General features: G+C 67.1%; 18 protein-coding genes. 5 read left to right on the top strand and 13 right to left on the bottom strand.

Annotated elements, in window-relative coordinates; translation table 11 throughout:
- Position 1 precedes the first annotated feature (1 nt).
- The 9 genes from CAL18_RS01235 to CAL18_RS01195 form a co-directional block, all read right to left on the bottom strand.
- Complete coding sequence (locus tag CAL18_RS01235; protein WP_026640658.1) at positions 2 to 859, bottom strand: enoyl-CoA hydratase family protein; 858 nt, start codon at positions 857 to 859, stop codon at positions 2 to 4.
- Positions 860 to 885: 26 nt separating this feature from the next.
- Positions 886 to 1,677, bottom strand: coding sequence for an SDR family NAD(P)-dependent oxidoreductase (locus CAL18_RS01230; RefSeq protein WP_026640657.1), 792 nt, complete (start codon positions 1,675 to 1,677; stop codon positions 886 to 888).
- Positions 1,674 to 4,025: a bifunctional salicylyl-CoA 5-hydroxylase/oxidoreductase gene (locus CAL18_RS01225; protein WP_026640656.1), complete on the bottom strand. Its 2,352-nt coding sequence runs from the start codon at positions 4,023 to 4,025 to the stop codon at positions 1,674 to 1,676. Before CAL18_RS01225 ends, CAL18_RS01230 begins: the two co-directional genes overlap by 4 nt.
- 232 nt (positions 4,026 to 4,257) lie before the next feature.
- The gene (locus CAL18_RS01220) at positions 4,258 to 4,581 is read right to left on the bottom strand and encodes a thioredoxin family protein (protein WP_026640655.1); all 324 of its coding nucleotides are present in this window, start codon (positions 4,579 to 4,581) and stop codon (positions 4,258 to 4,260) included.
- 88 nt (positions 4,582 to 4,669) lie between these two features.
- Positions 4,670 to 5,374 carry an ABC transporter ATP-binding protein gene (locus tag CAL18_RS01215; RefSeq protein ID WP_094817186.1) on the bottom strand — a complete coding sequence of 235 codons (705 nt, stop codon included), beginning with the start codon at positions 5,372 to 5,374 and terminating at the stop codon, positions 4,670 to 4,672.
- Positions 5,368 to 6,189 carry an ABC transporter ATP-binding protein gene (locus tag CAL18_RS01210; protein ID WP_419670209.1) on the bottom strand — a complete coding sequence of 274 codons (822 nt, stop codon included), beginning with the start codon at positions 6,187 to 6,189 and terminating at the stop codon, positions 5,368 to 5,370. The genes CAL18_RS01215 and CAL18_RS01210 overlap by 7 nt, the downstream gene beginning before the upstream one ends.
- Positions 6,186 to 7,139 (bottom strand): branched-chain amino acid ABC transporter permease, encoded by a 954-nt coding sequence (locus CAL18_RS01205; protein ID WP_026640652.1) that lies wholly within the window; start codon positions 7,137 to 7,139, stop codon positions 6,186 to 6,188. Before CAL18_RS01205 ends, CAL18_RS01210 begins: the two co-directional genes overlap by 4 nt.
- A 3-nt stretch (positions 7,140 to 7,142) precedes the next feature.
- A complete protein-coding gene (locus CAL18_RS01200) occupies positions 7,143 to 8,063 on the bottom strand; it encodes a branched-chain amino acid ABC transporter permease (protein WP_094817230.1) in 921 nt (306 codons plus the stop codon).
- A gap of 58 nt (positions 8,064 to 8,121) precedes the next feature.
- Positions 8,122 to 9,285 (bottom strand): ABC transporter substrate-binding protein, encoded by a 1,164-nt coding sequence (locus CAL18_RS01195; protein WP_026640650.1) that lies wholly within the window; start codon positions 9,283 to 9,285, stop codon positions 8,122 to 8,124.
- 192 nt (positions 9,286 to 9,477) lie between these two features.
- Here CAL18_RS01195 and CAL18_RS01190 point away from each other — a divergent pair, with 192 nt between their 5' ends.
- The 5 genes from CAL18_RS01190 to CAL18_RS01170 all read left to right on the top strand — a co-directional run bounded on the left by CAL18_RS01190 (position 9,478) and on the right by CAL18_RS01170 (position 14,520).
- A complete protein-coding gene (locus tag CAL18_RS01190) occupies positions 9,478 to 10,377 on the top strand; it encodes an alpha/beta hydrolase (RefSeq protein WP_026640649.1) in 900 nt (299 codons plus the stop codon).
- An 8-nt stretch (positions 10,378 to 10,385) separates the two neighbouring features.
- Positions 10,386 to 10,874 carry a MarR family winged helix-turn-helix transcriptional regulator gene (locus tag CAL18_RS01185; RefSeq protein WP_026640648.1) on the top strand — a complete coding sequence of 163 codons (489 nt, stop codon included), beginning with the start codon at positions 10,386 to 10,388 and terminating at the stop codon, positions 10,872 to 10,874.
- 575 nt (positions 10,875 to 11,449) lie between these two features.
- On the top strand, positions 11,450 to 12,676 hold the full coding sequence (gene argJ / locus CAL18_RS01180; protein WP_026640647.1) for a bifunctional glutamate N-acetyltransferase/amino-acid acetyltransferase ArgJ: 1,227 nt from the start codon (positions 11,450 to 11,452) through the stop codon (positions 12,674 to 12,676).
- Between the two features lie 22 nt (positions 12,677 to 12,698).
- The gene (locus CAL18_RS01175) at positions 12,699 to 13,565 is read left to right on the top strand and encodes an ATP-binding protein (RefSeq protein WP_026640646.1); all 867 of its coding nucleotides are present in this window, start codon (positions 12,699 to 12,701) and stop codon (positions 13,563 to 13,565) included.
- On the top strand, positions 13,558 to 14,520 hold the full coding sequence (locus tag CAL18_RS01170) for a Nudix family hydrolase (protein WP_026640645.1): 963 nt from the start codon (positions 13,558 to 13,560) through the stop codon (positions 14,518 to 14,520). Before CAL18_RS01175 ends, CAL18_RS01170 begins: the two co-directional genes overlap by 8 nt.
- A gap of 426 nt (positions 14,521 to 14,946) precedes the next feature.
- Here the strand turns inward: CAL18_RS01170 and CAL18_RS01165 are convergent, their stop codons facing one another.
- The 4 genes from CAL18_RS01165 to CAL18_RS01150 are packed head-to-tail and all read right to left on the bottom strand — an operon-like array spanning position 14,947 to position 23,883.
- A complete protein-coding gene (locus CAL18_RS01165) occupies positions 14,947 to 16,434 on the bottom strand; it encodes an efflux transporter outer membrane subunit (protein WP_249278364.1) in 1,488 nt (495 codons plus the stop codon).
- Positions 16,431 to 19,547 (bottom strand): multidrug efflux RND transporter permease subunit, encoded by a 3,117-nt coding sequence (locus CAL18_RS01160; RefSeq protein WP_094795813.1) that lies wholly within the window; start codon positions 19,545 to 19,547, stop codon positions 16,431 to 16,433. Before CAL18_RS01160 ends, CAL18_RS01165 begins: the two co-directional genes overlap by 4 nt.
- On the bottom strand, positions 19,544 to 22,633 hold the full coding sequence (locus tag CAL18_RS01155) for an MdtB/MuxB family multidrug efflux RND transporter permease subunit (protein WP_094817185.1): 3,090 nt from the start codon (positions 22,631 to 22,633) through the stop codon (positions 19,544 to 19,546). The genes CAL18_RS01160 and CAL18_RS01155 overlap by 4 nt, the downstream gene beginning before the upstream one ends.
- The gene (locus CAL18_RS01150; RefSeq protein ID WP_038852519.1) at positions 22,630 to 23,883 is read right to left on the bottom strand and encodes an MdtA/MuxA family multidrug efflux RND transporter periplasmic adaptor subunit; all 1,254 of its coding nucleotides are present in this window, start codon (positions 23,881 to 23,883) and stop codon (positions 22,630 to 22,632) included. Before CAL18_RS01150 ends, CAL18_RS01155 begins: the two co-directional genes overlap by 4 nt.
- Between the last annotated feature and the right edge of the window lie 21 nt (positions 23,884 to 23,904).

Here is a 23,904-nt window from a genome sequence, read left to right as displayed (position 1 = left end):
GTCAGTCTCCCTCGAATACCGGCTTGCGCTTGGCCACGAAGGCTTCATAGGCGCGGCGGAAATCGCGCGTCTGCATGCAGATAGCCTGCGCCTCGGCCTCGGCCTCGATGGCTTCGTCCACGCCCATGTTCCATTCCTGGTGCAGCAGCTTCTTGGTAATGCCGTGCGCGAACGTCGGGCCGGCGGCCAGCTGTGCGGCCAGCCCGTGCGCCGCGTCCATCAGCGCCGCGCCGTCGTGCAGGCTGTTGAAGAAACCCCATTGCAGGCCCTCCTCGGCGCTCATGGAACGGCCGGTGTACAGCAGTTCGGACGCGCGGCCCTGCCCGATGACGCGCGGCAGCAATGTGCAGGCCCCCATGTCGGCGCCCGCCAGCCCTACCCGGCTGAACAGGAACGCCGTGCGCGCCGCCGGCGTGCCCAGCCGCATGTCCGAGGCCAGGGCGATCATGGCGCCCGCGCCGGCGCACACGCCATCCACGGCGGCCACGATGGGCTGCGGGCAGGCGCGCATGGCCTTGACCAGGTCGCCGGTCATGCGGGTGAAGTCCAGCAGTTCGGGCATGCTCATGCGGGTAAGCGGGCCGATGATCTCGTGCACGTCGCCGCCCGAACAGAAATTGCCGCCCGCGCCCGTAACGACCACCACCTTCACATCGGTGGCATACACCAGGCGGCGGAACAGGTCGCGCAGCTCGGCATACGAATCGAAGGTCAGCGGGTTCTTGCGCTCGGGCCGATTCAGCGTAATGGTGCCCACCTTGCCGTCGTCCGACACCTGCCACAGGAAGGTGCGGGCGGCGTAGTCGGCGCAGGGGCGCCGGTGGTGTTTCATGGTGTGTTCGGATGCTGCCTGGTTCATGGGGTCTCCTGGCCGGAAGGCCGATGTCAGCCGGGCATGACTTCACCGCCGTCGACGGCGATCGCCTGGCCATTGATGGCTGCGGATGCGGGCAGAGCCAGCCAAGCGACGGCCTCGGCCACTTCGTCGGGCTGCACCAGCCGGCCCTGCGGGTTGCGCGCGGCCAGTTCGGCGCGCGCCTGTTCGGCGGTGCGCCCGGTCTTTTGCACAATGTTGTGCACCGCGTCGCGCACAATATCGGTTTCGGTAAAACCGGGGCATACGGCGTTTACCGTGACGCCCTTGCGCGCCACCTCGAGCGCCAGCGCCCGTGTCAGGCCCACCACGCCGTGCTTGGCCGCGCAATAGGCGCTGACGTACGGGTAGCCGATCAGCCCCGCGGTGCTTGCCACGTTGATGACCCGCCCCCAGCCGCTGGCCAGCATGGCCGGCAGCGCCGCCTGGATGCAGTGGAATGTGCCCGTAAGGTTCACGGCCAGCATGGCCTGCCACATCTCGGCGTCGGTACGGTCAAAGCGCTGGCTGACGGCCTGCCCGGCGTTATTGACCAGGATGTCCACCGGTCCGGCCTCGCGTGCGGCCTGCTCGAACGCGGCGCGCACCGAACGTTCGTCGGCAATATCGGCAGACACGGCGCGCACCGCGCCGTGTCTGCCCAGGTCGGCAACCGCCGCATCCAGCGCCGCGCGGTCGCGGCCCAGCAAGGTCAGCGCAGCGCCGCGCCGCAGCAGCGCCTGCGCGCAGGCCAGGCCGATGCCGCGCGCGCCGCCCGTTACCAGCGCGTGCCGGCCGGCCAGGGAAATCACGGACGATGTCATTTCAGGTCCTGTTGCGCCATCATCGCGGCGCGTTCGAAATTGGTTTCGAGTTGCCGCTTGCCGGCCATGTACTGCGGCGGCCAGGTGGTGTCGCTGTAGCCTACCCGCGCGGCCTCGCGCAGCGTCCAGGCCGCATCGGCCAGGTGCGGACGCGCCAGCGCGCACAGGTCGGCGCGGCCCGAGGCGATGATGCCGTTGGCGTGGTCGGCCTCGAAAATCGCCCCCACCGCGATGGTGGGTATGCCCGCTTCGTTGCGCACCCGGTCGGCGAATGGCGTCTGATACATGCGGCCGTACACGGGTTGCTGGTCGGGGCTGACCTGGCCCGAAGAACAATCGATCATGTCGGCGCCGGCCTCTTTGAAGCGGCGGGCGATCTCGACGGCGTCGTCGGCAGTGATGCCGCCTTCTACCCAATCATGGGCGGAAATGCGCACCGACATCGGCCGGTCCTGCGGCCAGGCGGCCCGCACGGCGCGAAACACTTCAAGCGGGTAGCGCAGGCGGTTGTCCAGGCTGCCGCCATATTCATCGTCGCGTCGGTTGGTAAGCGGGGATATGAAGCTGGACAGCAGGTACCCGTGCGCGCAATGCAGTTCGAGCCAGTCGAACCCCGCCTGCCCGGCGCGGCGCGCCGCGGCCACGAAGTCGTCTCGCACGCGGTCCATGTCGGCGCGATCCATTGCCCGCGGCGTCTGTGACACGCCCGGCAGATAGGGCAAGGCCGAAGCCGACAACAACGGCCAGTTGCCGTCGGGCAGCGGATGATCCATTTTCTGCCACCCCACTTGCGTCGAGCCCTTGCGGCCGGCGTGACCCAGCTGGATGCCGATGCGCGCGTCGCTGTTGGCGTGCACGAAATCGACGATACGGGCAAAGGCGCGAGCCTGCTCGTCGTTCCACAGCCCCGGGCATCCCGGCGTAATGCGCGCGTCGGCCGACGGGCAGGTCATTTCGACCATGACCAGGCCGGCGCCGCCCAGCGCGCGGGCGCCCAGGTGCACCAGATGGAACTCGCCCGGCACCCCGTCTACGCAGGAATACATGGCCATGGGCGACACGACGATGCGGTTTTTCAGTTGCACGCCCCTTGCCCGGTAGGGCGTGAGCATGGGCAGCGGCGCCCGCGCCGAGTTGCCCACGTCGGCACCGGCTCGCGCGCCCAGCCAGCGTTCGTAGCCGTCCAGCCAGGCCGGGTCGCGCACCCGAAGGTTCTCGTGCGAAATGCGTTGCGACCGTGTCAGCAGCGAATAGGCAAACTGCTCGGGCTCCAGCCCGGCGTAGCGCCGCACGTTCTCGAACCATTCGGTGGAGTTGCGCGCCGCGTTCTGGATCTTGAGCACTTCGACGCTGCGCACGTCCTGGTAGTGCTGCAGGCCCTGCTCCAGCCCGCCTTCGGCTCCACCCAGGCAACGCGCCAGTTCGATGGCGTCTTCGAGCGCGAGCTTGGTGCCCGAGCCTACCGAAAAGTGAGCGGTATGCGCGGCGTCGCCCATCAGCACGACGGGCACACGGCGGCGCCCGCGCGGCGTGTCGAGGGTGTTCCAGTGCACCCAGGTATCGCAGATGACCCGCGGGAAGCGTATCCAGATGGCCGCGCCGCGCAGATGCGTGGCATTGCTGATGAGTTTGTGGCCGTCCAGCCAGGGCGCGAAGAGTTTTTCGCAATAGGCGATGCCCTCTTCCTGGCTCATGTCGCCGATGCCGGCAGCTTGCCAGGTTTCTTCGGGGGTCTCGACAATGAAGGTCGACAGCCCGTCTTCGAAGCGGTAGGCGTGCGCCTGGAACCAGCCGTGCTCGTTTTCTACGAACGCGAAGGTGAAAGCGTCGAATACCTTGGTGGTGCCCAGCCACACAAAGCGGCAGCGGCGGGTGTCGATGTCGGGCCGGAAGGTGTCGGCGTAGCGGGTCCGCACCAGGCTGTTGATGCCATCCGAAGCAATGACCAGGTCGGCGTCATACTGCTGCGCCACCGCCTGGTCGTCCTGCACATAGGTTTCGAACACCAGCTTCACACCCACGTCTTCGCAGCGCTGTTGCAGGATGTTCAGCAGCTTCTTGCGGCCGATGCCGATAAAGCCGTGCCCGTGCGTGCGCACGCTGCGGCCCTTGAAGTGGATGTCGATGTCGTCCCAGTGGTTGAACGCGTCGCCTATGGTTTGCGCCGATACCGGGTCGGCCTGGCGAAGGTTGTCCATGGTGGCGTCGGAAAACACCACGCCCCAGCCAAACGTGTCGTACGGGCGGTTGCGCTCGATGACGGTGACATCGTTGGCCGGATTCTGCAGCTTCATGAGCAGGCCGAAATACAGGCCGGCGGGCCCACCGCCCAGGCAGACGATCTTCATTGCGCAACAGCCTCCGTGACACCGGACAGCGGCGGACAAGTTCCACCGGCCAATTAGTTTAGGTTTCAACTATATACCCGTGGAACCAGCGACGCAAGAATGGCAATGCCGGGTTAATACCGGGTGCGCGCCAAGTTCCGCCTGCACCCGCGGACGGCGCAAGCGGTCCATGCCGCGTTGGGGCGGCACAAGGCAGTACAGGAAGCGCCGGAGGCGCCGGGGGCGCCGATTGTCAGGCGACCTGCCCCAGGGCGCGGACGATCTCCTGGGCATTGCCCGGGCGCACCAGGCGCGACACTTCCTGGCCGTCGCGCAGGAAGATCAGGGTGGGCCACAGCTTGACGCGGAAAGAACGCCCCAGCGGGCGGCCGCTGCCGTCCTCGACCTTGATATGTTGCACCTGCGGATGCGCGGCGAAAGCCTGTTCGATGAGCGGCTGGGCGCCCTGGCAGAAGCCGCACCAGTTCGTGCCGAACTCAAGCACCAGTCCGCCCGGGCGGGCGTCGATGTCGGCGCGCGTGAGTGTTTCCGGTACGTAGCGATGGGTCATGGGCATGGGAAGCTCCGGATGTGATGGCGCAAGGCCAGCAAGCGTCATGCCGTATCGTAGCGCCCGCCCCCCTGACCCCGCGCGGCCGCCTGGGCTACACGCCCAGGTAACGTTCCCAGAGGCTCCGGTCGCGGTCGAGCTGCTGCGAGTCGCCGGTCCAGACGACCTTGCCGCGCTCCAGGATGACATGGCGGTCGGCCAGCGCCAACAGGCGCTCGACGTACTTGTCGATCACGAGAATGGTCTGGCCGGCGGCGCGCAACGTGGCCAGGCACGACCAGATTTCTTCGCGCACCAGCGGCGCGAGCCCTTCGGTGGCTTCGTCCAGCACCAGCAGGCGAGGGTTGGTGACCAGCGCGCGCCCGATGGCCAGCATCTGCTGCTCGCCGCCCGACAGTTGGTTGCCCATGTTGCGCGCGCGCTCGCCCAGGCGCGGAAACAGCTCCAGCACCCGGTCCACCGTCCAGGGCTGCCCGATGTCGGGGTTGCGAACCGCGGTAAACGCGGTAAGGTGCTCGCGCACGGTAAGGTTGGGAAAGCACTGCCGCCCTTCGGGCACGATGGCCAGGCCGGCGCGCGCGATGCGGTCGGGGGCCCAGCCGCCGATATCGTTTCCGGCGAACTGTATGGCGCCGGCGCGCAATGGCAATTGGCCGAACAGCGTGCGCAGCAAGGTAGTCTTGCCCATGCCATTGCGGCCCAGCAGGGTGACCACCTGCCCCGCGCCCACCTGCAGATCGACACCGAACAGCACCTGGCTGGCGCCATAGCCGCTTTGCACACCCTGCATCGTCAACATGTCGCGCGCTCCGTGGGGGTTGCGTCTTCGCCCAGGTACGCCTGCCGCACGGCCGGATCGGCGCGGATTTCGGCGGGCGTGCCGGTAGCGATAATGCGTCCGTACACCAGCACCGAAATGCGGTCGGCCAGCCGGAACACGGCCTGCATGTCGTGCTCTACCAGCAACATGGCCGCCTGCCCCCGCAATGATTCGATCAGGTCGGTCAGGCGCAGCGTTTCGTCGGGCCCCATGCCTGCCATGGGCTCATCCAGCAACAGCACGCTGGGCCGCGCGGCCAGCGCCAGCGCGAACTCCAGCTTGCGCTGTTCGCCGTGCGGCAGCGTGCCGGCGGGGCGGTCGAACAGGCTGTCGTCGATGGCGCACTGCCGCGCCAGCGCATGCGCCGCGTCATGAAGCGCGGTATCCGCCGCCCGCGGCGACCAGAAGCGGAAGCTGCTGCCCGCGCGGGCCTGCGCCGCCAGCAGCAGGTTGTCGCGCACGCTGAACGCCTTGAAAATATTGGTGACCTGGTATGAACGCGACAGCCCCGCAGCCACGCGCTGGTGCGCATTGAGCCGGGTGATGTCCGCGCCGTTGAGCAGCAGCCTGCCTTCGTCGGCGGGCAGGGTGCCCGACAGCAGGTGTATCAGCGTGGACTTGCCCGCGCCGTTGGGGCCGATCAGCGCATGTATCTCGCCAGGCGCCAGGGTCAGGGATACGTGGTCGGTGGCAAGCAGCGCGCCGAAGCGGCGCACCAGGCCGGTGGCCTGCAGCACGGCGCTCTGGGATGCGGCGGCCGCGCCGGCGGGCATGGGTGTGCGGGCCGCCGTCATGCGCGTTCTCCGCGCGCGGCGCCCGTGAACCACGGGCCCGCCAGGCCCGCCACGCCGCGCGGCGCACCGAACACCACGCACAGCAGCAGCACGCCCAGCGGCAGGTGCCAGTATTCTGTCCACATGCGCAGCACTTCTTCGAGCGTGAGCATCAGCACTGCGCCCACCACGCCGCCGTAGCGCAGGCCGATTCCGCCCACCAGCACCATCACCAGCAGGTTGGCCGATTGCGTCCAGTGCATCAGGCTGGGCGAAATGAAGAGATTGTGGTTGGCCAGCAAGGCGCCCGCCAGGCCGCCCACTGCCCCGCTGAACACAAAGGCGACCAGCTTCAGGCGATACACCGGATAACCCAGCGCTTCCATGCGCGACTCGTTTTCGCGTACGCCCTGCAACGCCATGCCGAACCGCGAATCAACCAGACGGTTGAATGCCCACATCACCACGATGAACAGCGCCAACACCAGATAGTAGAACTGGGTGCCGTCGGCAAGATCGAGCCCCGGCAGCAGCGAATATCCCGACAGGTTCAGGCCGTCTTCGCCGCCATACTGGCGCAGCGAAATGAACAGGTAATACACCATCTGCGCGAATGCCAGCGTGATCATGATGAAGTAGACGCCCCGCGTGCGCAGCGACACCGCGCCGATCAGCAAGGCCAGCAACGCCGCGACGCCCACCGCGGCCGGCCAGGCGACCAGCGCCGAAGCTATGCCCGCCGCATCCAGAATGCCCACAGCATAGGCGCCCGCGCCGAAGAAGGCCGCATGGCCCAGCGCCACCATGCCTCCGTAGCCCAGGATAAGGTTCAGGCTGGTGGCGGCCACCGCATAGATCAGCATGCGCCGCACCACCGACACATAGAAGTCCAGTTCGAGCGCCGCCGCCAGGTAAGGCAGCAGCGCCAGCACCAGCAGCAGCAACAGGGTCCAGAGAGTCGATCTGCGCATCGTTCAGCCACGCGCCGGAAAGAGTCCGGCCGGGCGAAACACCAGCACGCCGGCCATGAGCAGGTAAATGGAAATCGCGGCAAGCGTCGCGGCCACGCTGGACGCCATGGCGGGCGGCAGGAACTCGCGCAGCAGCATGGGCAGGAAGGCCCGGCCGGCGGTATCGACCATGCCGACCAGCAGGGCCCCCACGAATGCCCCCCGTATGGAACCGATGCCGCCGATGACGATGCACACCAGCACCAGGATCAGGATCTCTTCGCCCATGCCGATCTGCACGGCGGTGATCGGGCCGAGCAATGCGCCCGCCACGGCGGCCAGCATGGCGCCGATCGTGAATACGCCCAGGAACAGCAGCGGCACGCGCACGCCCATCAAGGTGGCCATTTGCCGGTTGGATGCGCCCGCGCGCACCAGCACGCCCGCGCGGGTGCGGGTCACGAACCAGTAAAGGCCTACGGCGGCCGCCAGGCCGCAGGCGATGATCATCAGCCGGTAGGCGGGGTACATCAGGTCGGGCAGCAGCCGCACCGGCCCGGACAGCGCCGCCGGCATATTGAGCATGACGGGGGCTGGGCCCCAGACCATCTTGACCAGGTCATTGGCGATCAGGATGACGGCATAGGTGCCCAGCACCTGGGCCAGGTGGTCGCGCACGGCCAGGCGGCGCACCAGCACCAGTTCCAGCACCAGGCCCACCAGCCCGGTGGCCAGCGCGGCGACCAGCACCGCGGCCACGAAAGAGCCGGACCGCTGCATTGTCTCGGCGGCGACGTAGGCGCCCGCCATGTACAGCGACCCGTGCGCCAGGTTCATGATGTCCATGATGCCGAATACCAGCGTCAGGCCGGCGGCGATCAGGAAAAGCATCAATCCGAACTGCAGGCCATTCAGCAGCTGCTCGACAACCAGGGTCATCTGGATTCCGTCAATGGGGTGGGCCGCGGGCACGGCGCCTGGCTATGCCCGCGCATGGGCCGGACTACAGCTTGCACTGGTCCACGTACACGTCCTGGTAGCTGTCGAACACCTTGCCCACCAGCTTGTTGGTGATACGGCCTTCGCCATCTTTTTCGATGACGCGCAGGTAGTAAGCCTGGATGGGATAGTGGTTCTTGCCGTAGGTGAACTCGCCCCGCACCGACGGATAATCGGCCTTGGCCAGCGCCTGGAGCACGGCTTCGCGGTCGGAGACCTTGCCGCCCGCCTGCTTGACCGCCGCGTCCATGGCCATGATGACGTCATAGGCCTGCGCGGCATACACCGACGGGTAGCGGCCGTTGTATTCCTTGCGGAAGGCTTCGACGAACTGCTTGTTCTGCGGAATGTCCAGGTCGTGCGCCCATTGGGCGGTGTTGTACATGCCCAGCATCGGTTCGCCCACGGCCTGGATCACGTCTTCGTCGGCCGAGAAGCCCGGGCCGATGAGGGTGATGCTTTGCGACAGCCCGGTGGACACGAACTGCTTGACGAAGTTGATGCCCATGCCGCCCGGCAGGAAAATGAACACGGCATCGGGCTTGGCGGCGCGAATCTGTGCCAGTTCGGCGGCGTAGTCGAGCTGGCCCAGTTTGGTGTAGACCTCTTCGGCAACCGGCGACTTGTAGCCGCGCTTGAAGCCGGTAAGGGCGTCTTTGCCCGCCGGGTAGTCGGGCGCCATGATCAGCACGTTCTTGAACCCGCGATCGGCGGCCACTTTGCCGGCGGCTTCATGAAAGGCGTCGTTCTGGTACGACGTGCCGAACCAATAGCGGTTGCAGCGCTCGCCGGCATACTGGCTGGGACCCGGGTTGTTCGACAAGTAGGGCACCTTGGCGGCAAAGAGCGCCGGGCCTACCGCCAGCGCTACGTTCGAGCCGATGGGGCCGGTGAAAAAGTCGATTTTGTCGCGCTGGATGTAGCGCGTGACCAGTTGGCGCGCCTGGTCGGGGTTGCCACCCATGTCGGATTGCAGGAACTCTGCGGGCTGCCCGCCGAGCTTGCCGTCCAGCTGCTTGATGGCAAGATTGAAGCCGTCGCGCGCTTCGGCGCCCAGCGCGGCGAACGGCCCCGATATATCATTCGCAATGCCGACTTTAATGGGATCGGCCGATGACAGGGCGGGCGCCAGTGCGGCGGCCATCACCAGAGTGGTCAGGATACGCATCGTATAGCTCCTTGCGCGAGGCGCGCGGCGGATATTCTTATGTGTGGGCGAATGTGGATGCTATTGCCATCGGCTGCCCGGCATCAAACAATGACGCGGCAAAGGCTGGCGTGCGGCATAGTTTAGGTTTAAAGTATTCCGCAAGACAAGCCTAGGGTTTTTACCAAGAATCCGCCCGCGCCCGGCCCCGATATGCCAGCCCTTTACCGCCATTACGACCGCGCCGAGCTCGACGCGCAATACAACGCGCGCGCTACGGTGCCCGATGTGCAGCCGTACCTGGCGCAGTATGCCCTGCAAAGCCAGGCGGCGCGCGACGCCCTGCCACATGCGGCCAATGTGCCGTATGGCAGCCACCCGGACGAGCTGCTCGATATTTTTCCGGCATCGCCGCAAGCCGGGCGGCCACCGGGCGGGGCGCCGGTGTTTGTGTTTATACACGGCGGCTATTGGCGACTGCTGTCGAAGGATGATTCCAGCTGCATGGCGCCGGCGTTTACTCGGGCCGGCGCGGTGGTGGTGGCGGTAAATTATTCGTTGGCCCCCGCCGTGACGCTGGACCATATCGTCGACCAGAACCGCCGCGCGCTGGCCTGGGTGCATCGGCATATTGCCGGGTATGGCGGCGATCCGCGGCGCATTCATGTGTCGGGCAGTTCGGCGGGCGGGCACCTGGCGGGCATGCTGCTGGCCGATGGCTGGCACGGCTCTTATGGTGTGCCGGCCGATGTGGTGGCCGGCGCGGCGCCGCTGTCGGGCCTGTATGACCTGCGGCCGCTGGTGCATACGCATGTCAATGACTGGATGCGGCTTACTGCGGCCGACGCCGAACGCAACAGCCCCGCCCTGCTTCCCGCCGGCGCCGCCTGCCCGCTGCTGATCAGTTACGGCGGCAATGAAACGGCTGAATTCAAGCGCCAGAGCGACGATTATCTCGACGCCTGGCGGGCCCGCGGCCTGCCGGCGCAGTATGTGCCCATGCCCGATGCCAATCATTTCGATATCGTGCTTACGCTGAATGATCCCGCCAGCCCGCTGACGCGCGCCATTTTCGACCAAATGGGCCTGGCCGGCGGCCAGGCCGCCTGCTGATGCCCGCCATGATCGACGCTCCCGACCTGGAAACCCGCGCCGCGCCCGACGACCACCATGCGTTGCGTTTGTGGCTGCGTCTGCTGACGTGCTGCAACTTGATCGAATCTGACCTGCGCGGCCGCCTGCGCACTGAATTCGATACGACGCTGCCCCGCTTTGACCTGATGGCGCAACTGCAGCGCGCGCCCAAGGGGATGAAAATGGGCGAACTGTCGCGCCGGATGATGGTGACCAACGGAAATATTACGGGCATTGCCGACCAGCTCGAAAAGGAAGGGCTGGTGATGCGCACGAAGCTGGCTACCGACCGGCGCAGTTCGGTGCTCAAACTCACGCCGCAAGGCCGCCGCGTGTTCACGCGCATGGCTCGCGCGCACGAAAATTGGGTCAAGGGGATGTTCGACGGGCTGCCGGACCACAGCCGGGATGCGTTGTTCCAGGCGCTGGGGGAACTGAAGCTGCAGATTGTGGCGGCGCGCGGGGGCGGCCAGTAGCGAACGGGGGGCGTGGTGCTTGGGGGCTGCGGCTGGGGGCTGAGGGCTGAGGGCTGGGGGCTTAGGCTGGGGGGCTGGGAGCTGGGCTGGGGCTGGACGGGTTCTTATGGCGTCTCGCGGCGTGGGGCACTGCGGGGCGGCGCACGTGCGTCGGGCTCGGGCGCAACCAGGCGCCCTCGGCCGGCTGCGCCGGCTGCCCCGCCGCCCAACGCGCCACCCCACAGTGCCCCACGCCACGAGACTGCACCGGCAAGAAGCGAGACCGCACTGGCAAGAACGAGACAGCACCGGCGAGACCGCGCCGGCAAGAAACGGGAGCGCGATCGAGCCGGGCATCACCCCCTGGCAACCCTTTTCCTCGTGTCGCTTTCCTGGTGTCAGGCTCCGCAGGTGCCTGACACCCTACAACATATCGCCAGCGCCTGACACCGCACACCGGCAGCGCACCGTACACCGTATAACCCGCTGCCCTTTCACGCCGGGGCCGCATGCCCACACGGCGCGGCTGGGTGGGATAATACGAAGCTTCCACCCGCCCAAGCGCGGTTTATTTGCCCTGCCACAGAGACCGAGTCATGGCCGTTAACCTGCAGATCCCCTCCGAGTCCGACATTTTCCCCGTAGCCGGCGTTGAAATCGGCGTTACCGAAGCCGGCATCCGCAAGGCCAACCGACGCGATCTCACCGTCTTCAAGCTGGCCGAAGGCACCAGCGTGGCAGGCGTGTTCACCCGCAACCGCTTCCGTGCGGCTCCCGTGCAGGTTTGCGAAGCGCACCTTGCCGCTGGCGGGCCGATCCGCGCGCTGGTGGTCAATACCGGCAACGCCAATGCCGGCACTGGCGCCGAAGGCCTGCAGAAGGCGCAAGATACCTGCGCCGCGCTCGGCAAGCTGCTGGGCGTGCCGGCCGAGCAGGTGCTGCCGTTTTCCACGGGTGTCATCCTGGAACCCCTGCCGCTGGACCGCCTGACGGCCGCCCTGCCCGACGCGCTGGCCAGGCTGGGCGCCAACGAATGGTTCAACGCGGCCCACGGCATCATGACCACCGACACGCTGCCCAAGATCCACTCGCGGCAGGTGCAGATCGGCGGCCGCACCATCACCATTACCGGCATCAGCAAGGGCGCCGGCATGATCCGCCCCAACATGGCCACCATGCTCAGCTTCCTGGCCACCGACGCGGGCATCGCGCAGCCGCTGCTGCGCACGCTGGCCACAGACCTCGCCAACCGGTCATTCAATCGCATTACCGTCGACGGCGACACGTCCACCAACGATTCTTTCATCATCGCCGCCACCGGCCAGTCGGGCCTGAACATCACATCGCCATCCGACCCCCACTATGCCGACCTGCGCGACGCGCTGGGCGCCGCCGCGCTGGACCTGGCCCAGAAGATCGTGCGCGACGCCGAAGGCGCCACCAAATTCATCACGGTTCGGGTCGAGCAGGCGCAAAATGCCGAAGAGGCCCTGAAGGTCGCGTACTCGGTGGCGCACTCGCCGCTGGTCAAGACCGCGTTCTTCGCGTCGGACCCTAACCTGGGCCGCATCCTGTGCGCCATCGGCTATGCCGGCGTCGACGACCTGGATGTCTCCCGGCTGCGCCTGTGGCTCGACGACGTGCTGGTGGCGCGCGACGGCGGCCGCAATCCCGACTACCAGGAAGCCGACGGCCAACGTGTCATGAAGCAGGCCGAGATCGAGGTGCGCGTCGCCCTGGGGCGCGGGCAGGCCGCCGAAACCGTGTACACCTGCGACTTCTCGCACGAGTATGTCAGCATCAATGCCGACTACCGCTCCTGAGCTCCACGCACCGGATACCGAAGTGACCGCTACTGATTTTTCCGTACTCATCGAGCGCGCCGAACGCGTGCTGGCCCAGCTCGAAGCCTGGCTGCCCGCCGCACCGCCCGAGATCGACTGGTCGGCCCACGCTTACCGGTGGCGCAAGCGCGGCGCGCGCGGCTGGCTCGATGCGGTGCGCCACGTCGCGCGCATCGACCTGTCCGACCTGCACCACATCGAACGCCAGAAAGACATCATCGACCGCAATACCCGGCAGTTCCTGCAGAGCAAGCCCGCCAACAACGTCCTGATGACCGGGGCGCGCGGCACGGGCAAGAGTTCACTGGTCAAGGCCATGCTGGCCGCCTATGGCGACCAGGGCCTCAGGCTCATCGAGGTCGACAAGTCCGACCTGGGCGACCTGCCCGACATCGTCGAACTGGTGGCGCAACGCCCCGAACGCTTCATTGTGTTCTGCGATGACCTATCGTTCGAAGAAGGCGAAGCGGGCTACAAGGCGCTGAAGTCGGTGCTTGACGGTTCGGTGTCGGCCTCGGGCGACAACGTGCTGATCTACGCGACATCCAACCGGCGTCACCTGATGCCGGAATACATGAGCGAGAACCTGCAGGCCCGGCACCAGCCCGATGGCGAGATCCACCCGGGCGAAACCGTCGAAGAAAAGATTTCGCTATCCGAACGCTTCGGCCTGTGGCTGTCGTTCCATCCATTCAAGCAGGACGACTACCTCGACATCGTGCGGCACTGGCTGCGCGAGCTCGACTGCCCCGCAGAGCATATCGAAACCAGCCGCACCGAAGCCCTGCAATGGGCCCTGGAACGCGGCTCGCGTTCGGGTCGCGTGGCCTATCAGTTTGCGCGCGACTGGGCGGCACGCCATGTCTGAGCGCATCATCGATGTCGCCGCGGGCCTCATCCTGCGCCCCGACGGCCAGCTGTTGCTTGGGCAGCGCCCCGACGGCAAACCCTGGGCGGGCTGGTGGGAACTGCCCGGCGGCAAGCTCGAGCCCGGCGAAACCGTGCTGCAGGCCCTGACGCGCGAACTGCGCGAAGAACTGGGCATCGAAGTCACGCAGGCGGTGCCCTGGGTAACCTATGTGCACGCCTATCCGCACACTACGGTGCGCCTGTGCTTCTGCAAGGTCACGGCATGGCAGGGCGAGCCGCGCGGGCTCGAAGACCAGCAGTTGCGCTGGGTAAAACCCGCGCATGCCGACCAGGTCGGCGACCTGCTGCCGGCCACCTTGCCCCCATTGCGCTGGCTGCAACTGCCCGACGCCTACGGCATTACGTCCATCGGCGGGCGCGCCGGGCTGCCGGCCTTTCTGGAACGGCTCGATCTGGCGCTGGCGCGCGGCCTGAAACTGGTGCAGCTGCGCGAACCCAACTGGCCCGACGGCCCCGCGGCCACGTCGCTGCGCGACGCGATGCAGGCGGTCGCCAGGCAATGCCATGCCGCGGGCGCGCGCCTGCTGATCAACAGCGTGCATCCGCAGGCGTGGTGGCGCCATGCCGACGGCGTGCACCTGCGCTGGTCCGACGCCGCGGCGCTGCATGCGCGCCCGGCGCTTCCCGAACATGCGTGGGTGGGGGTCTCGACGCACGATAATGCGCAGGTGATGCACGCACGCAACCTGGGCGCCGACTTCGCGGTGCTGGGGCCGGTGCTGGAAACACCATCGCATCCGGGGGCTCCCACGCTAGGGTGGCAGGGGTTCGTGCAAGGCACGCGCGACGCCGGGCTGCCCGTCTATGCGCTGGGCGGGCAGTCGGCCAACACGCTGGCCGACGCGCAACGGCATGGCGCCCACGGGGTCGCAGGTATCCGGGGGTTTTTCTAAGGCCTGCGCGCACTCGCAGCGTTATGCCCATGCGTTTGGTGTCAGACACCCTGCGGGAGTCAGACACCTACAAACCCGTACGCCCTGCCCCCCGCTTCCTGATGCCTGGTGTCAGACTCCCGCAGGGTGTCTGACACCTACAAACCCGTACGCCCTGCCCCCCACTTCCTGATGCTCGGTGTCTGACTCCCGCAGGGTGTCTGACACCTTCAAACCCGTACGCCCTGCCCCCCGCTTGCTGATGCCTGGTGTCTGACTCCCGCAGGGTGTCTGACACCTTCAAACCCGTACGTCCTGCTCCCCACTTCCTGATGCCTGGTGTCTGACTCCCGCAGGGTGTCTGACACCTACAAACCCGTACGCCCTGCCCCCCGCTTGCTGATGCCTGGTGTCTGACTCCCGCAGGGTGTCTGACACCGGCGATGTTTATTCCTGCTGCGGCTCGGCCTGCGCGGTGTCTTGCGGTGGCAATCCTTCCCAACCGCCGCCCAGGGCGGCGATGAGCTGTACGCTGGCGGCCAGGCGGCTGCCCAGCAGGCTCAGCGCATTGCGCTCACTGTTGAGCGCGGTGGTTTCGAGCACGGCCACGTCCAGGTATCCGATCAGGCCGGCCTCGTACTGGTTGCGCGCCAGCCGCAATGATTCGCGCGCGGCTTCGAGTGCGCGTCGCTGCACGACCTGCTCTTGTTCCATGACGCGCAGCTGGATCAGATAGTCTTCGACTTCGCGCAGCGCGCCCAGCACGGTCTGGCGATACAGGGCCGCCTGCCCGTCGTAGGCGGCGCGGGCGCGGTCCAGTTCGGCCTGGCGCGCTCCGCCGTCGAACAGCGTCAGCGCCAAGGCCGGGCCCAGCGACCAGAACCGTGCGGGCGCGGTCAGCCACTGCGCGAATTGCCCGCTGCGAAAGCCGCCGTCGGCGCTCAGGACCAGGTCGGGGAACCAGGCCGACTGCGCGACGCCGATCTGTGCGTTGGCGGCCGCCACGCGGCGTTCGGCCGACGCCACGTCGGGCCGGCGCTCGAGCAGTTCGGACGGCAAGCCCGCCGGAATGTGGGGCAACGCCTGCGCGAAGCGCGCCGGCGCAAGAGCAAAGCGCGAAGGCGCCAGCCCCACCAGCACGGCTATGGCATGTTCGAACTGGCCGCGCTGCCATTCCAGATCGATCAACTGCGCGCGCGTGTTTTCCAGCTGCGCCAGGGCGACCGACACGTCGCTCTTGCCCGCCACGCCTGCCTGATAACGGTTCTGTGTCAGCCGCAAAGACTTTTCGTAGGCCGCCACGGTGGATTCCAGCAGGCGCTTCTGTTCGTCCAGGATGCGCAGCTGGAAATAGTTCTGGGCCAGGGCCGACTGCGCGCTGAGCCGCGCGTTGGCAAGGTCGGCGAAGCTGGCGTCGGCCTCGGCGCGGCTGGCCTCCACTTCGCGACGCACGCGCCCCCACAGGTCGGCTTCCCAGCTTGCCGAGCCGCTCAGGTTGTACTGGTTGGCAACGCCCCCGGCGGCGCCGTTGCCGCCGCCGCCCGCCCGGGTGGCGCTGGTGTTGGCGCCCACCGTGGGAAAGAACCCCGAGCGCGCACCCTGCACCAGCGCCTGTGCCTGGCGGTAATTGGCCTCTGCCTGCGCAATGGTCTGGTTGGCCGTATTCAACTGCTGCATCAGCCCGTCGAGCGTCGGGTCCCCGTACACCTGCCACCATGCGCCGCGTTCTGCGGCATCGCGCGGCTGGGCGGGTTTCCACCCGTCGACGGAAGCCGGCGCTTCTTTGTAGCTGTCGCCCACATCAAGCGTGGGCCTCTGGTAATCGGGGCCTACCGCACAGGCGGACAACAACGCGCAGCAACACGCAAGCAGCAGCGCGCGGCGCGGCGCGCGTGCAAGGTCGGGAAACGAAAGCAACAACATGGCGCGGCTCATGGGCGTTCTATATCCGGTTGCGGACCCGCCACCCCGCCGCCGCGGCGGCGGCCCCGCAGCCACAGGCGGAAGCGGTCCAGGTACAGGTACACGACCGGAGTCGTGTACAGCGTGAGGATCTGGCTGAGTATCAGGCCGCCGACGATCGTCACCCCCAGCGGCTGACGCATTTCGACGCCGGCCCCGGTGGCCAGCACCAGCGGCAATGCCCCGAAAATGGCCGCCATCGTGGTCATCATGATGGGGCGAAAGCGCGTCAGGCACGCCTCGAAGATGGCGTCGCGCGGCGTCAGGCCGCGTCGGCGTTCGGCCTCCAGCGCGAAATCGACCATCATGATGGCGTTCTTCTTCACAATGCCGATCAGCAGGAACACGCCTATCAGCGCAATGATGGTGAACTCGCTGCCCACCAGCATCAGCGCCAGCAAGGCGCCGATGCCGGCCGATGGCAGCGTGGACAGGATGGTAAGCGGATGCACCAGGTTTTCGTACAGGATGCCCAGCACGATATACATGGTGACCAGCGCGGCCAGGATCAACCAGGGCTGCTGGCTTTGCGCCTGCTGCTGCGCCGCGGCGGCGCCCAAAAAGCCCGCCTGGATCTGGTCCGAGGGCAGCCCGATGCGCGCCACGGCGGCGTCGATGGCGCGTATGGCCTGATCCAGGGACACGCCCGGCGCCAGGTTGAACGAAATATCGTCGGCCGCGAACAGCCCGTTGTGACGCACGCTGAGCGGGGCATTCGTGTTTTCGAAGCGCGCGAAGGCCGACAGCGGCACGCGCTGGCCATCCTGCGTGATGACATGCACCTGCTTGAGCGATTCGGCATCGCGCGCAAAGCGCTGGTCTACACCCATGACCACATGGTATTGGTTCAGGGGGCCATACATCACGGAAACCTGGCGCTGGCTGAACGAATTGTTCAGCACGGCCGCGATGTCGGCCATGCGTATGCCCAGCCGCGTCGCGGCCTCGCGGTCGATGACCAGCTCGATCTGGCGGCCCTTGTCTTCGACGCTGGAGTCCACGTCGACAAGTTCGGGCAACGCGGCCATGGCCTGCTGCACCCGCGGCATCCAGGCGCGCAGCAGCGACAGATCGCCCGACAGCAACGTGTAGTCGTACGAGCCGCTGCCCTGCCCGCCACCCAGGAAGATATCCTGCTGCGGCACCAGGAACACCCGCGCGCCCGGGGTATTCTGCAGCCGCCCGCGCAGGCGGTTGACCACATCGTTGGCGCTGACATTGCGTTCGTCCAGCGGCTTGAGCTGTATCGACATGAAGCTGCTGTTGCTGCCCCCGCGCCCGCCCGCATGCACCGTGATGCTGGCCACGGCCGGGTCCGAGAGAATCACCTTGCGGAAGTATTCCAGCTTGGGCACCGTGGCCTGGAAAGACGTGCCCTGGTCGACGCGGAAAAAGCCCAGCAGCTGACCGGTGTCCTGCTGCGGCAGGAAGCCCTTGGGCACCACGGCGTACAAATACACGTTCAGGCCGATGGCGGCCGCCAGCAGCAGCATCATGATGCGTCCGTGCGCGAGCGCCCAGGACAGGCTGCGCCGGTAATGCGCCAGCATGGCGTCGAAGCCGCGCCCGATCGCCGCCGACAGCCGCCCCGGCCTGCGCTCGCGGTTTTGCGGCTGCAGCAGCCGTGCGCACATCATGGGGGTAAGCGTCAGCGACACCACCAGCGACACCAGGATGGCGGCCGAAAGGGTCACCGCGAACTCGCGGAACAGCCGCCCGACCACGCCGCCCATCAACAAGATGGGAATGAATACGGCCACCAGCGACAGGCTCATGGACAGCACCGTGAAGCCGACTTCGCGCGAGCCGCGCAACGCCGCCCGCATGGGCGAGGCGCCCTGCTCGATATGGCGCATGATGTTCTCGAGCACCACGATGGCGTCGTCCACCACGAACCCCGTGGCGATGATCAGCGCCATCAGCGAGATCGTGTTCAGCGTATAGCCGCACAGGTACATCACGCAGAACGTGCCGATCAATGAAACCGGCACCGCCACGCTGGGAATGAGCGCGGCGCGCCAATGGCGCAGGAACAGCAGCACGACCAGCATCACCAGGCCCACCGCCACCACCAGCGTCAACTCGGCCTCGTGCAGCGAAGCGCGGATGCTGGGCGTTCGGTCTTGCGCGATGGTCAGGTCTACGTCGCCCGGCAGCATCGCGGCCAGCTGCGGCAACTGGGCGCGCACCGCTTCTACGGTTTCGATGATGTTCGCGTCGGCCTGGCGGCGCAGGATAAGCAGGATGGCCGGGCTGTTGTTGTAGAAACCCGTCTGGAACAGGTCTTCGACCGAGTCTTCCACCGTGGCCACGTCGGACAGCCGCACCGGCGCGCCGTCGCGCCACGCCACCACCAGCGGGCGGTACTGCTCGGCGCGTTCGAGCTGGTCGCTGGCCATGATCTGCCAATGATGGCTGTCGTTCTCGATAAAGCCCTTGGGCCGGTTGGCATTGGCCTCGGTCAGCGTGCTGCGCACTTCGTCCAGCGACACGCCGCGGCTCGACAGCGCGCCCGGATTGAGATTGACCCGCACCGCCGGCAGCGAGCTGCCGCCCACCGTGACTTCGCCGACGCCTTTTACCTGCGCCAGCTTCTGCGCCACGATGGTCGAGGCCAGGTCGTACAGCCTGCCCTGGCTCAGGGTGCTGGAAGTCATGGCCAGCACCATGATGGGGGCCGACGAGGGGTTGACCTTGCGATACGTGGGGTTGCTGCGCAAGCCGGTGGGCAGCAGCGAACGCGCGGCATTGATGGCGGCCTGCACGTCGCGCGCGGCGCCGTCGATGTCGCGGCTGAGGTCGAACTGCAGGGTGATGCGGGTGCTGCCCTGCGAACTGCGCGACGTCATTTCGGTGACGCCGGCAATGGCGCCCAGCGAGCGTTCCAGGGGCGTGGCCACGCTGGACGCCATGGTTTCCGGGCTGGCGCCCGGCAGATTGGCCGTGACCGAAATGATAGGCAGGTCGACTTCCGGCAGCGGCGCCACCGGCAACATGCGGTACGACAGCAGCCCCGCCAGCACCAGCCCCAGGCACAGCAAGACCGTGGCCACCGGGCGCACGATGAACGGCGCCGACAGGATCATGCCGGCTCCGTGGCCTGCCGCGCCCTGCCCCGGCGCGAAAGGCGGTCGAACATCAGGTAGATGACCGGCGTGGTAAACAGCGTAAGCACCTGGCTGAGCAGCAGCCCGCCCACCATGACCAGGCCCAGCGGCTGGCGCAGTTCGGCGCCAGTGCCGGTCGACAGCATCAGCGGCAACGCACCGAACAACGCCGCCAGCGTCGTCATCAGGATGGGGCGGAAACGCAGCAGGGCCGCTTCGTGGATGGCCGCGCGCGGCGTCAGCCCGCGCTTGCGCTCGGCCTCAAGCGCAAAGTCGATCATCATGATCGCGTTCTTTTTCACGATGCCGATAAGCAGGATGATGCCGATGATGCCGATCATGTCGAGCTCGGTGCCCCGGATCATCAGCGCCAGCAGCGCGCCCACCGCGGCCGAAGGCAGCGTGGAAAGAATCGTGATGGGGTGGATATAGCTTTCGTACAGGACGCCCAGCACGATGTACATGGTGACCACCGCGGCCAGGATCAGCCACAGCGTGCTGGACAGCGAGTTCTGGAAAGCCAGCGCCGCGCCCTGGAAGCGCGTCTCGATGCCGGCCGGCATGCCGATCTCGGCCTCGGCGGCCTTGATGGCCTCGACCGCGCCCGACAATGATGCGCCGGGCGCCAGATTGAACGACACGGTGGTCATGGGGAACTGGTCGAGCCGGCTGATGGCCAGCATGGTACGGCCCTGCGAAATCTGCGCCACCGCCGACAACGGCGCCAGCGTGCCGGCCTCGGTGGTCAGGTGTATCTGTTCCAGCGCCTGGGGAGACTGGCTGAACTGCGGCAGCACCTCCAGCACCACCCGGTACTGGTTCGACTGCGTAAAAATGGTGGAAATCAGCCGCTGCCCGAACGCGTTGTACAGCGCCTCATCGATGGCGGCCGTGGTGATGCCCAGCCGCGCCGCGGCATCGCGGTCGATTTCCACCCAGGTCTGCAGGCCGTCGTTCTGCATGTCGTGCGCCACGTCGGTCAGCTCGGGCAACTGCGACAGGCGCTCGACCAGCCGCGGCGCCCACTCGGCAAGCAGCGCCATGTCGGGATTGGACAGGGTCATCTGGTACTGCGTGCGGCTGATGCGGTCTTCGATGGTGAGATCCTGCACCGGCTGCATGTAGACCTTCAGGTCGTGCTGCGCGGCAAGCGCATCCTGCAGGCGGCGGGTGATCTCGGCCAGGTCGCCGTCGCGCTCTGCATGGGGCTTCAGGGCGATCTGCATGCGGCCGGTGTTCAACGTGGCGTTGGTGCCGTCCACGCCGATGAACGAGGCCACGGATTCGACATCCGGGTCTTGCAACACGATGCGCGCGGCGGCTTGCTGGCGCTGCGCCATCGCGGGGAAAGACACCGAGGCCGGCGCCTGCGTGATGGCCTGGATGATGCCGCTGTCTTGCTGCGGGAAGAAACCCTTGGGAATCGCGATGTACAGCAGCACGGTCAGCACAAAGGTGCCCAGCGCCACCAGCAGGGTCAGGCGCTGGCGCGCCAGCACCCATTGCAGCATGACGTCGTAGCGCCTGATGACGCCGTCGATGAACGCCCCCGTGGCCCGGTGGAAGCGGCCGTGCCGCTGTTCGGACTCGGGCCGCAGCAGGCGGGCGCACATCATGGGGGTAAGCGTCAGCGACACCACCAGCGAAATCAGAATGGCCACCGCCAGCGTGATGGCGAATTCGCGGAACAGCCGCCCCACCACTTCGGTCATGAACAGCAGCGGGATCAGCACCGCGATCAGCGAGAACGTCAGCGAGATGAGCGTGAAGCCGATCTGCTGGGCGCCCTTGAGCGCGGCCTGCATGGGCGTTTCGCCTTCTTCGAGGTGCCGCGCGATGTTCTCGATCATGACGATCGCGTCATCGACGACGAAGCCGGTCGCGATGGTCAGCGCCATCAAGGTCAGGTTGTTGATACTGAACCCGGCCAGGTACATGATGCAGAACGTGCCCACCAGCGACAGGGGCACCACCACGCTAGGGATCACCGTGGCCGTCAGGCTGCGCAGGAACACGAAGGTCACCATTACCACCAGGGCCACGGCCAGCAGCATCTCGAACTGCACGTCGGACACGGACGCGCGGATGGTCTGCGTGCGGTCGGACACGACGGTGACATCCAGGGTAGCGGGCAGCGCGTCTTCAAGCTGCGGCAGCATGGCGCGGATGCGGTCGACCACATCGATGACATTGGCCCCCGGCTGGCGCTGCACATTCAGCAGAATCGCGGGCTGGTCGCCCGCCCACGCGGCCTGGCGCACGTCTTCGGCGCCCTGCACGGCCTGCGCCACGTCCGACAGGCGCACGGGCGCGTTGTTGCGGTAGGCGATGATCAGGTCGTTATAGTCGGTGGGCGACTTGAGCTGGTCGTTGGCGTTGATGGTGGTCGAACGCTCGGGCCCGTCCAGGTTGCCCTTGGGCTGGTTGACGTTGGCGCCGACCACCGCGTTGCGCAGGTCGGCCAGCGACATCCCTGCCGAGGCCAGCGCGCGCGGGTTGACCTGGATGCGCACGGCGGGGCGCTGCCCGCCGGCCACGCTGACCAGCCCCACGCCTGGCACCTGCGACAGCTTCTGCGCCATGCGCGTATCGACCAGGTCGCGCACCTGCGGCAAGGGCATGGTGGGCGAAGTAATGGCCAGTGTCAGCACCGGCGCGTCGGCAGGGTTGACCTTGTTGTACACCGGAGGCACGGGCAGGTCGCCGGGCAGCAGGTTGGACGCCGCGTTGATGGCGGCCTGCACCTCTTGTTCGGCCACGTCCAGCGATACGTCCAGGCTGAACTGCAGCGTGATCACCGACGCCCCGCCCGAACTGGTGGAAGACATCTGGTTCAGCCCCGGCACCTGCCCGAACTGGCGCTCGAGCGGCGAGGTCACCAGCGAGGTCATGACGTCGGGGCTGGCGCCCGGATACAGCGTGACGACCTGGATGGTGGGATAGTCCACCTCGGGCAGCGCCGATACGGGCAGCAGGCGGTAGGCGATGAAGCCGGCGATCAGGATCGCCACCATTGACAGTGTGGTGGCGACCGGCCGCAGGATGAACAGGCGTGACGGGTTCACGGCGCCTTCGCTGGCTGGCCGGCGCCCGCACGCGCGCCGGCGCCCAGTGTCTGGCCGGGCGTGGCCGCAATGGTGGCGTCGCCCGTGACGACACTGACCTTGGCGCCCGTGCGCAGACGGTCGGTGCCTTCGACGACCACTCGGTCGCCTGGCGCCAGCCCCGCGTTGACGGCCACTCGGTCGCCATTGATGGCGCCCAGCTGCACTTGCCGCACTTCTACGGTGTTGTCGGGACGCAGCAGGAACACGAAGGGGCCGGCGTTGCCCTGTTGTACCGCGGCCGTGGGAATCACCGTGGCGTCGTCGCGCGTCTGTACCAGCAGGCGCACGTTGACGAACTGGTTGGGAAACAGGCGTTCGTCGGCATTATCGAAACGCGCCTTGAGCCTGACCGTGCCGGTGGCCACGTCGATCTGGTTGTCGAGGGTCTCGAGCTGCCCGGTGGCGACGAGTTCGGTATCGTTGCGGTCGTAGGCGCGCACGGCCAGCGTGCGGCCGGCGCGCACCTGTTCGAGCACTTCGGGCAATTGCGTTTCGGGCAGCGAAAACAGCACCGAGATAGGCTGGGTCTGCGTAATGACCACCAGGCCTTCGGTGTCGCCCGTCGATACCAGATTGCCCACATCAACCTTGCGCAGCCCCAGCCTGCCGTCTATGGGCGCGGTGATGCGCGTGTACTCCAGGCGCAGCTTGGCGTCGTCGACGGCGGCCTGGTCGCTGATCTGGGTGCCTTCATACTGGCGCACCAGCGCGGCCTGGGTATCGAGCTGCTGCCGTGCGATCGAATCCTGCTTGAAAAGGGTTTGATAGCGCTGCAGGTCGCGCCGCGCATTGGCCAGCTGCGCCTGGTTCTGCTGCTGCTGCCCGCGCGCCTGGGCCAGCGCCACTTCATAGGGGCGGGGGTCGATCTGCGCGAGCAGGTCGCCCGCCTTGACGCGCTGGCCTTCATTGAAGGCCACGTCGATCAGCTCGCCATCGACGCGGCTGCGTACAGTGACGGTGTTGTACGCGGTAACGGTGCCCAACGCGCGCAGTTCGATGTCGATGTTCTGCGTGCCCGCTGCGGCCACCCGCACGGGCACCGGCATGTCCATCGCGCCGCCCCCGCCGAACCCACGGCCCTGGCGCTGCGCCGGCTGATCGCCAGGCTTGAGCGCCAGCCATGCGACAACGGCTAGGGCCAGCAATGACAGAGTCGCCACCAGCAAGCGCCGGCGGCGCGGCCTGGTCGGTTCGGACATTTGGGGCATAAAGGGTCGGACACAAGCGGC

The sequence above is a fragment of the Bordetella genomosp. 7 genome (assembly GCF_002261415.1).
Classification (GTDB): domain Bacteria; phylum Pseudomonadota; class Gammaproteobacteria; order Burkholderiales; family Burkholderiaceae_B; genus Bordetella_A.
The sequence above is the reverse complement of the archived record's forward strand: the minus strand, read 5'-3'. Positions and strand labels throughout refer to the sequence as shown.

Bases quoted from the DNA above. Each gene is read 5' to 3' on its own strand.
- CAL18_RS01235 (WP_026640658.1), bottom strand. From the start codon at position 859: ATGAACCAGGCAGCATCCGAACACACCATGAAACACCACCGGCGCCCC.
- CAL18_RS01230 (WP_026640657.1), bottom strand. From the start codon at position 1,677: ATGACATCGTCCGTGATTTCCCTGGCCGGCCGGCACGCGCTGGTAACG.
- CAL18_RS01225 (WP_026640656.1), bottom strand. From the start codon at position 4,025: ATGAAGATCGTCTGCCTGGGCGGTGGGCCCGCCGGCCTGTATTTCGGC.
- CAL18_RS01220 (WP_026640655.1), bottom strand. From the start codon at position 4,581: ATGCCCATGACCCATCGCTACGTACCGGAAACACTCACGCGCGCCGAC.
- CAL18_RS01215 (WP_094817186.1), bottom strand. From the start codon at position 5,374: ATGTTGACGATGCAGGGTGTGCAAAGCGGCTATGGCGCCAGCCAGGTG.
- CAL18_RS01210 (WP_419670209.1), bottom strand. From the start codon at position 6,189: ATGACGGCGGCCCGCACACCCATGCCCGCCGGCGCGGCCGCCGCATCC.
- CAL18_RS01205 (WP_026640652.1), bottom strand. From the start codon at position 7,139: ATGCGCAGATCGACTCTCTGGACCCTGTTGCTGCTGCTGGTGCTGGCG.
- CAL18_RS01195 (WP_026640650.1), bottom strand. From the start codon at position 9,285: ATGCGTATCCTGACCACTCTGGTGATGGCCGCCGCACTGGCGCCCGCC.
- CAL18_RS01190 (WP_026640649.1), top strand. From the start codon at position 9,478: ATGCCAGCCCTTTACCGCCATTACGACCGCGCCGAGCTCGACGCGCAA.
- CAL18_RS01185 (WP_026640648.1), top strand. From the start codon at position 10,386: ATGATCGACGCTCCCGACCTGGAAACCCGCGCCGCGCCCGACGACCAC.
- argJ (WP_026640647.1), top strand. From the start codon at position 11,450: ATGGCCGTTAACCTGCAGATCCCCTCCGAGTCCGACATTTTCCCCGTA.
- CAL18_RS01170 (WP_026640645.1), top strand. From the start codon at position 13,558: ATGTCTGAGCGCATCATCGATGTCGCCGCGGGCCTCATCCTGCGCCCC.
- CAL18_RS01165 (WP_249278364.1), bottom strand. From the start codon at position 16,434: ATGAGCCGCGCCATGTTGTTGCTTTCGTTTCCCGACCTTGCACGCGCG.
- CAL18_RS01160 (WP_094795813.1), bottom strand. From the start codon at position 19,547: ATGATCCTGTCGGCGCCGTTCATCGTGCGCCCGGTGGCCACGGTCTTG.
- CAL18_RS01150 (WP_038852519.1), bottom strand. From the start codon at position 23,883: ATGCCCCAAATGTCCGAACCGACCAGGCCGCGCCGCCGGCGCTTGCTG.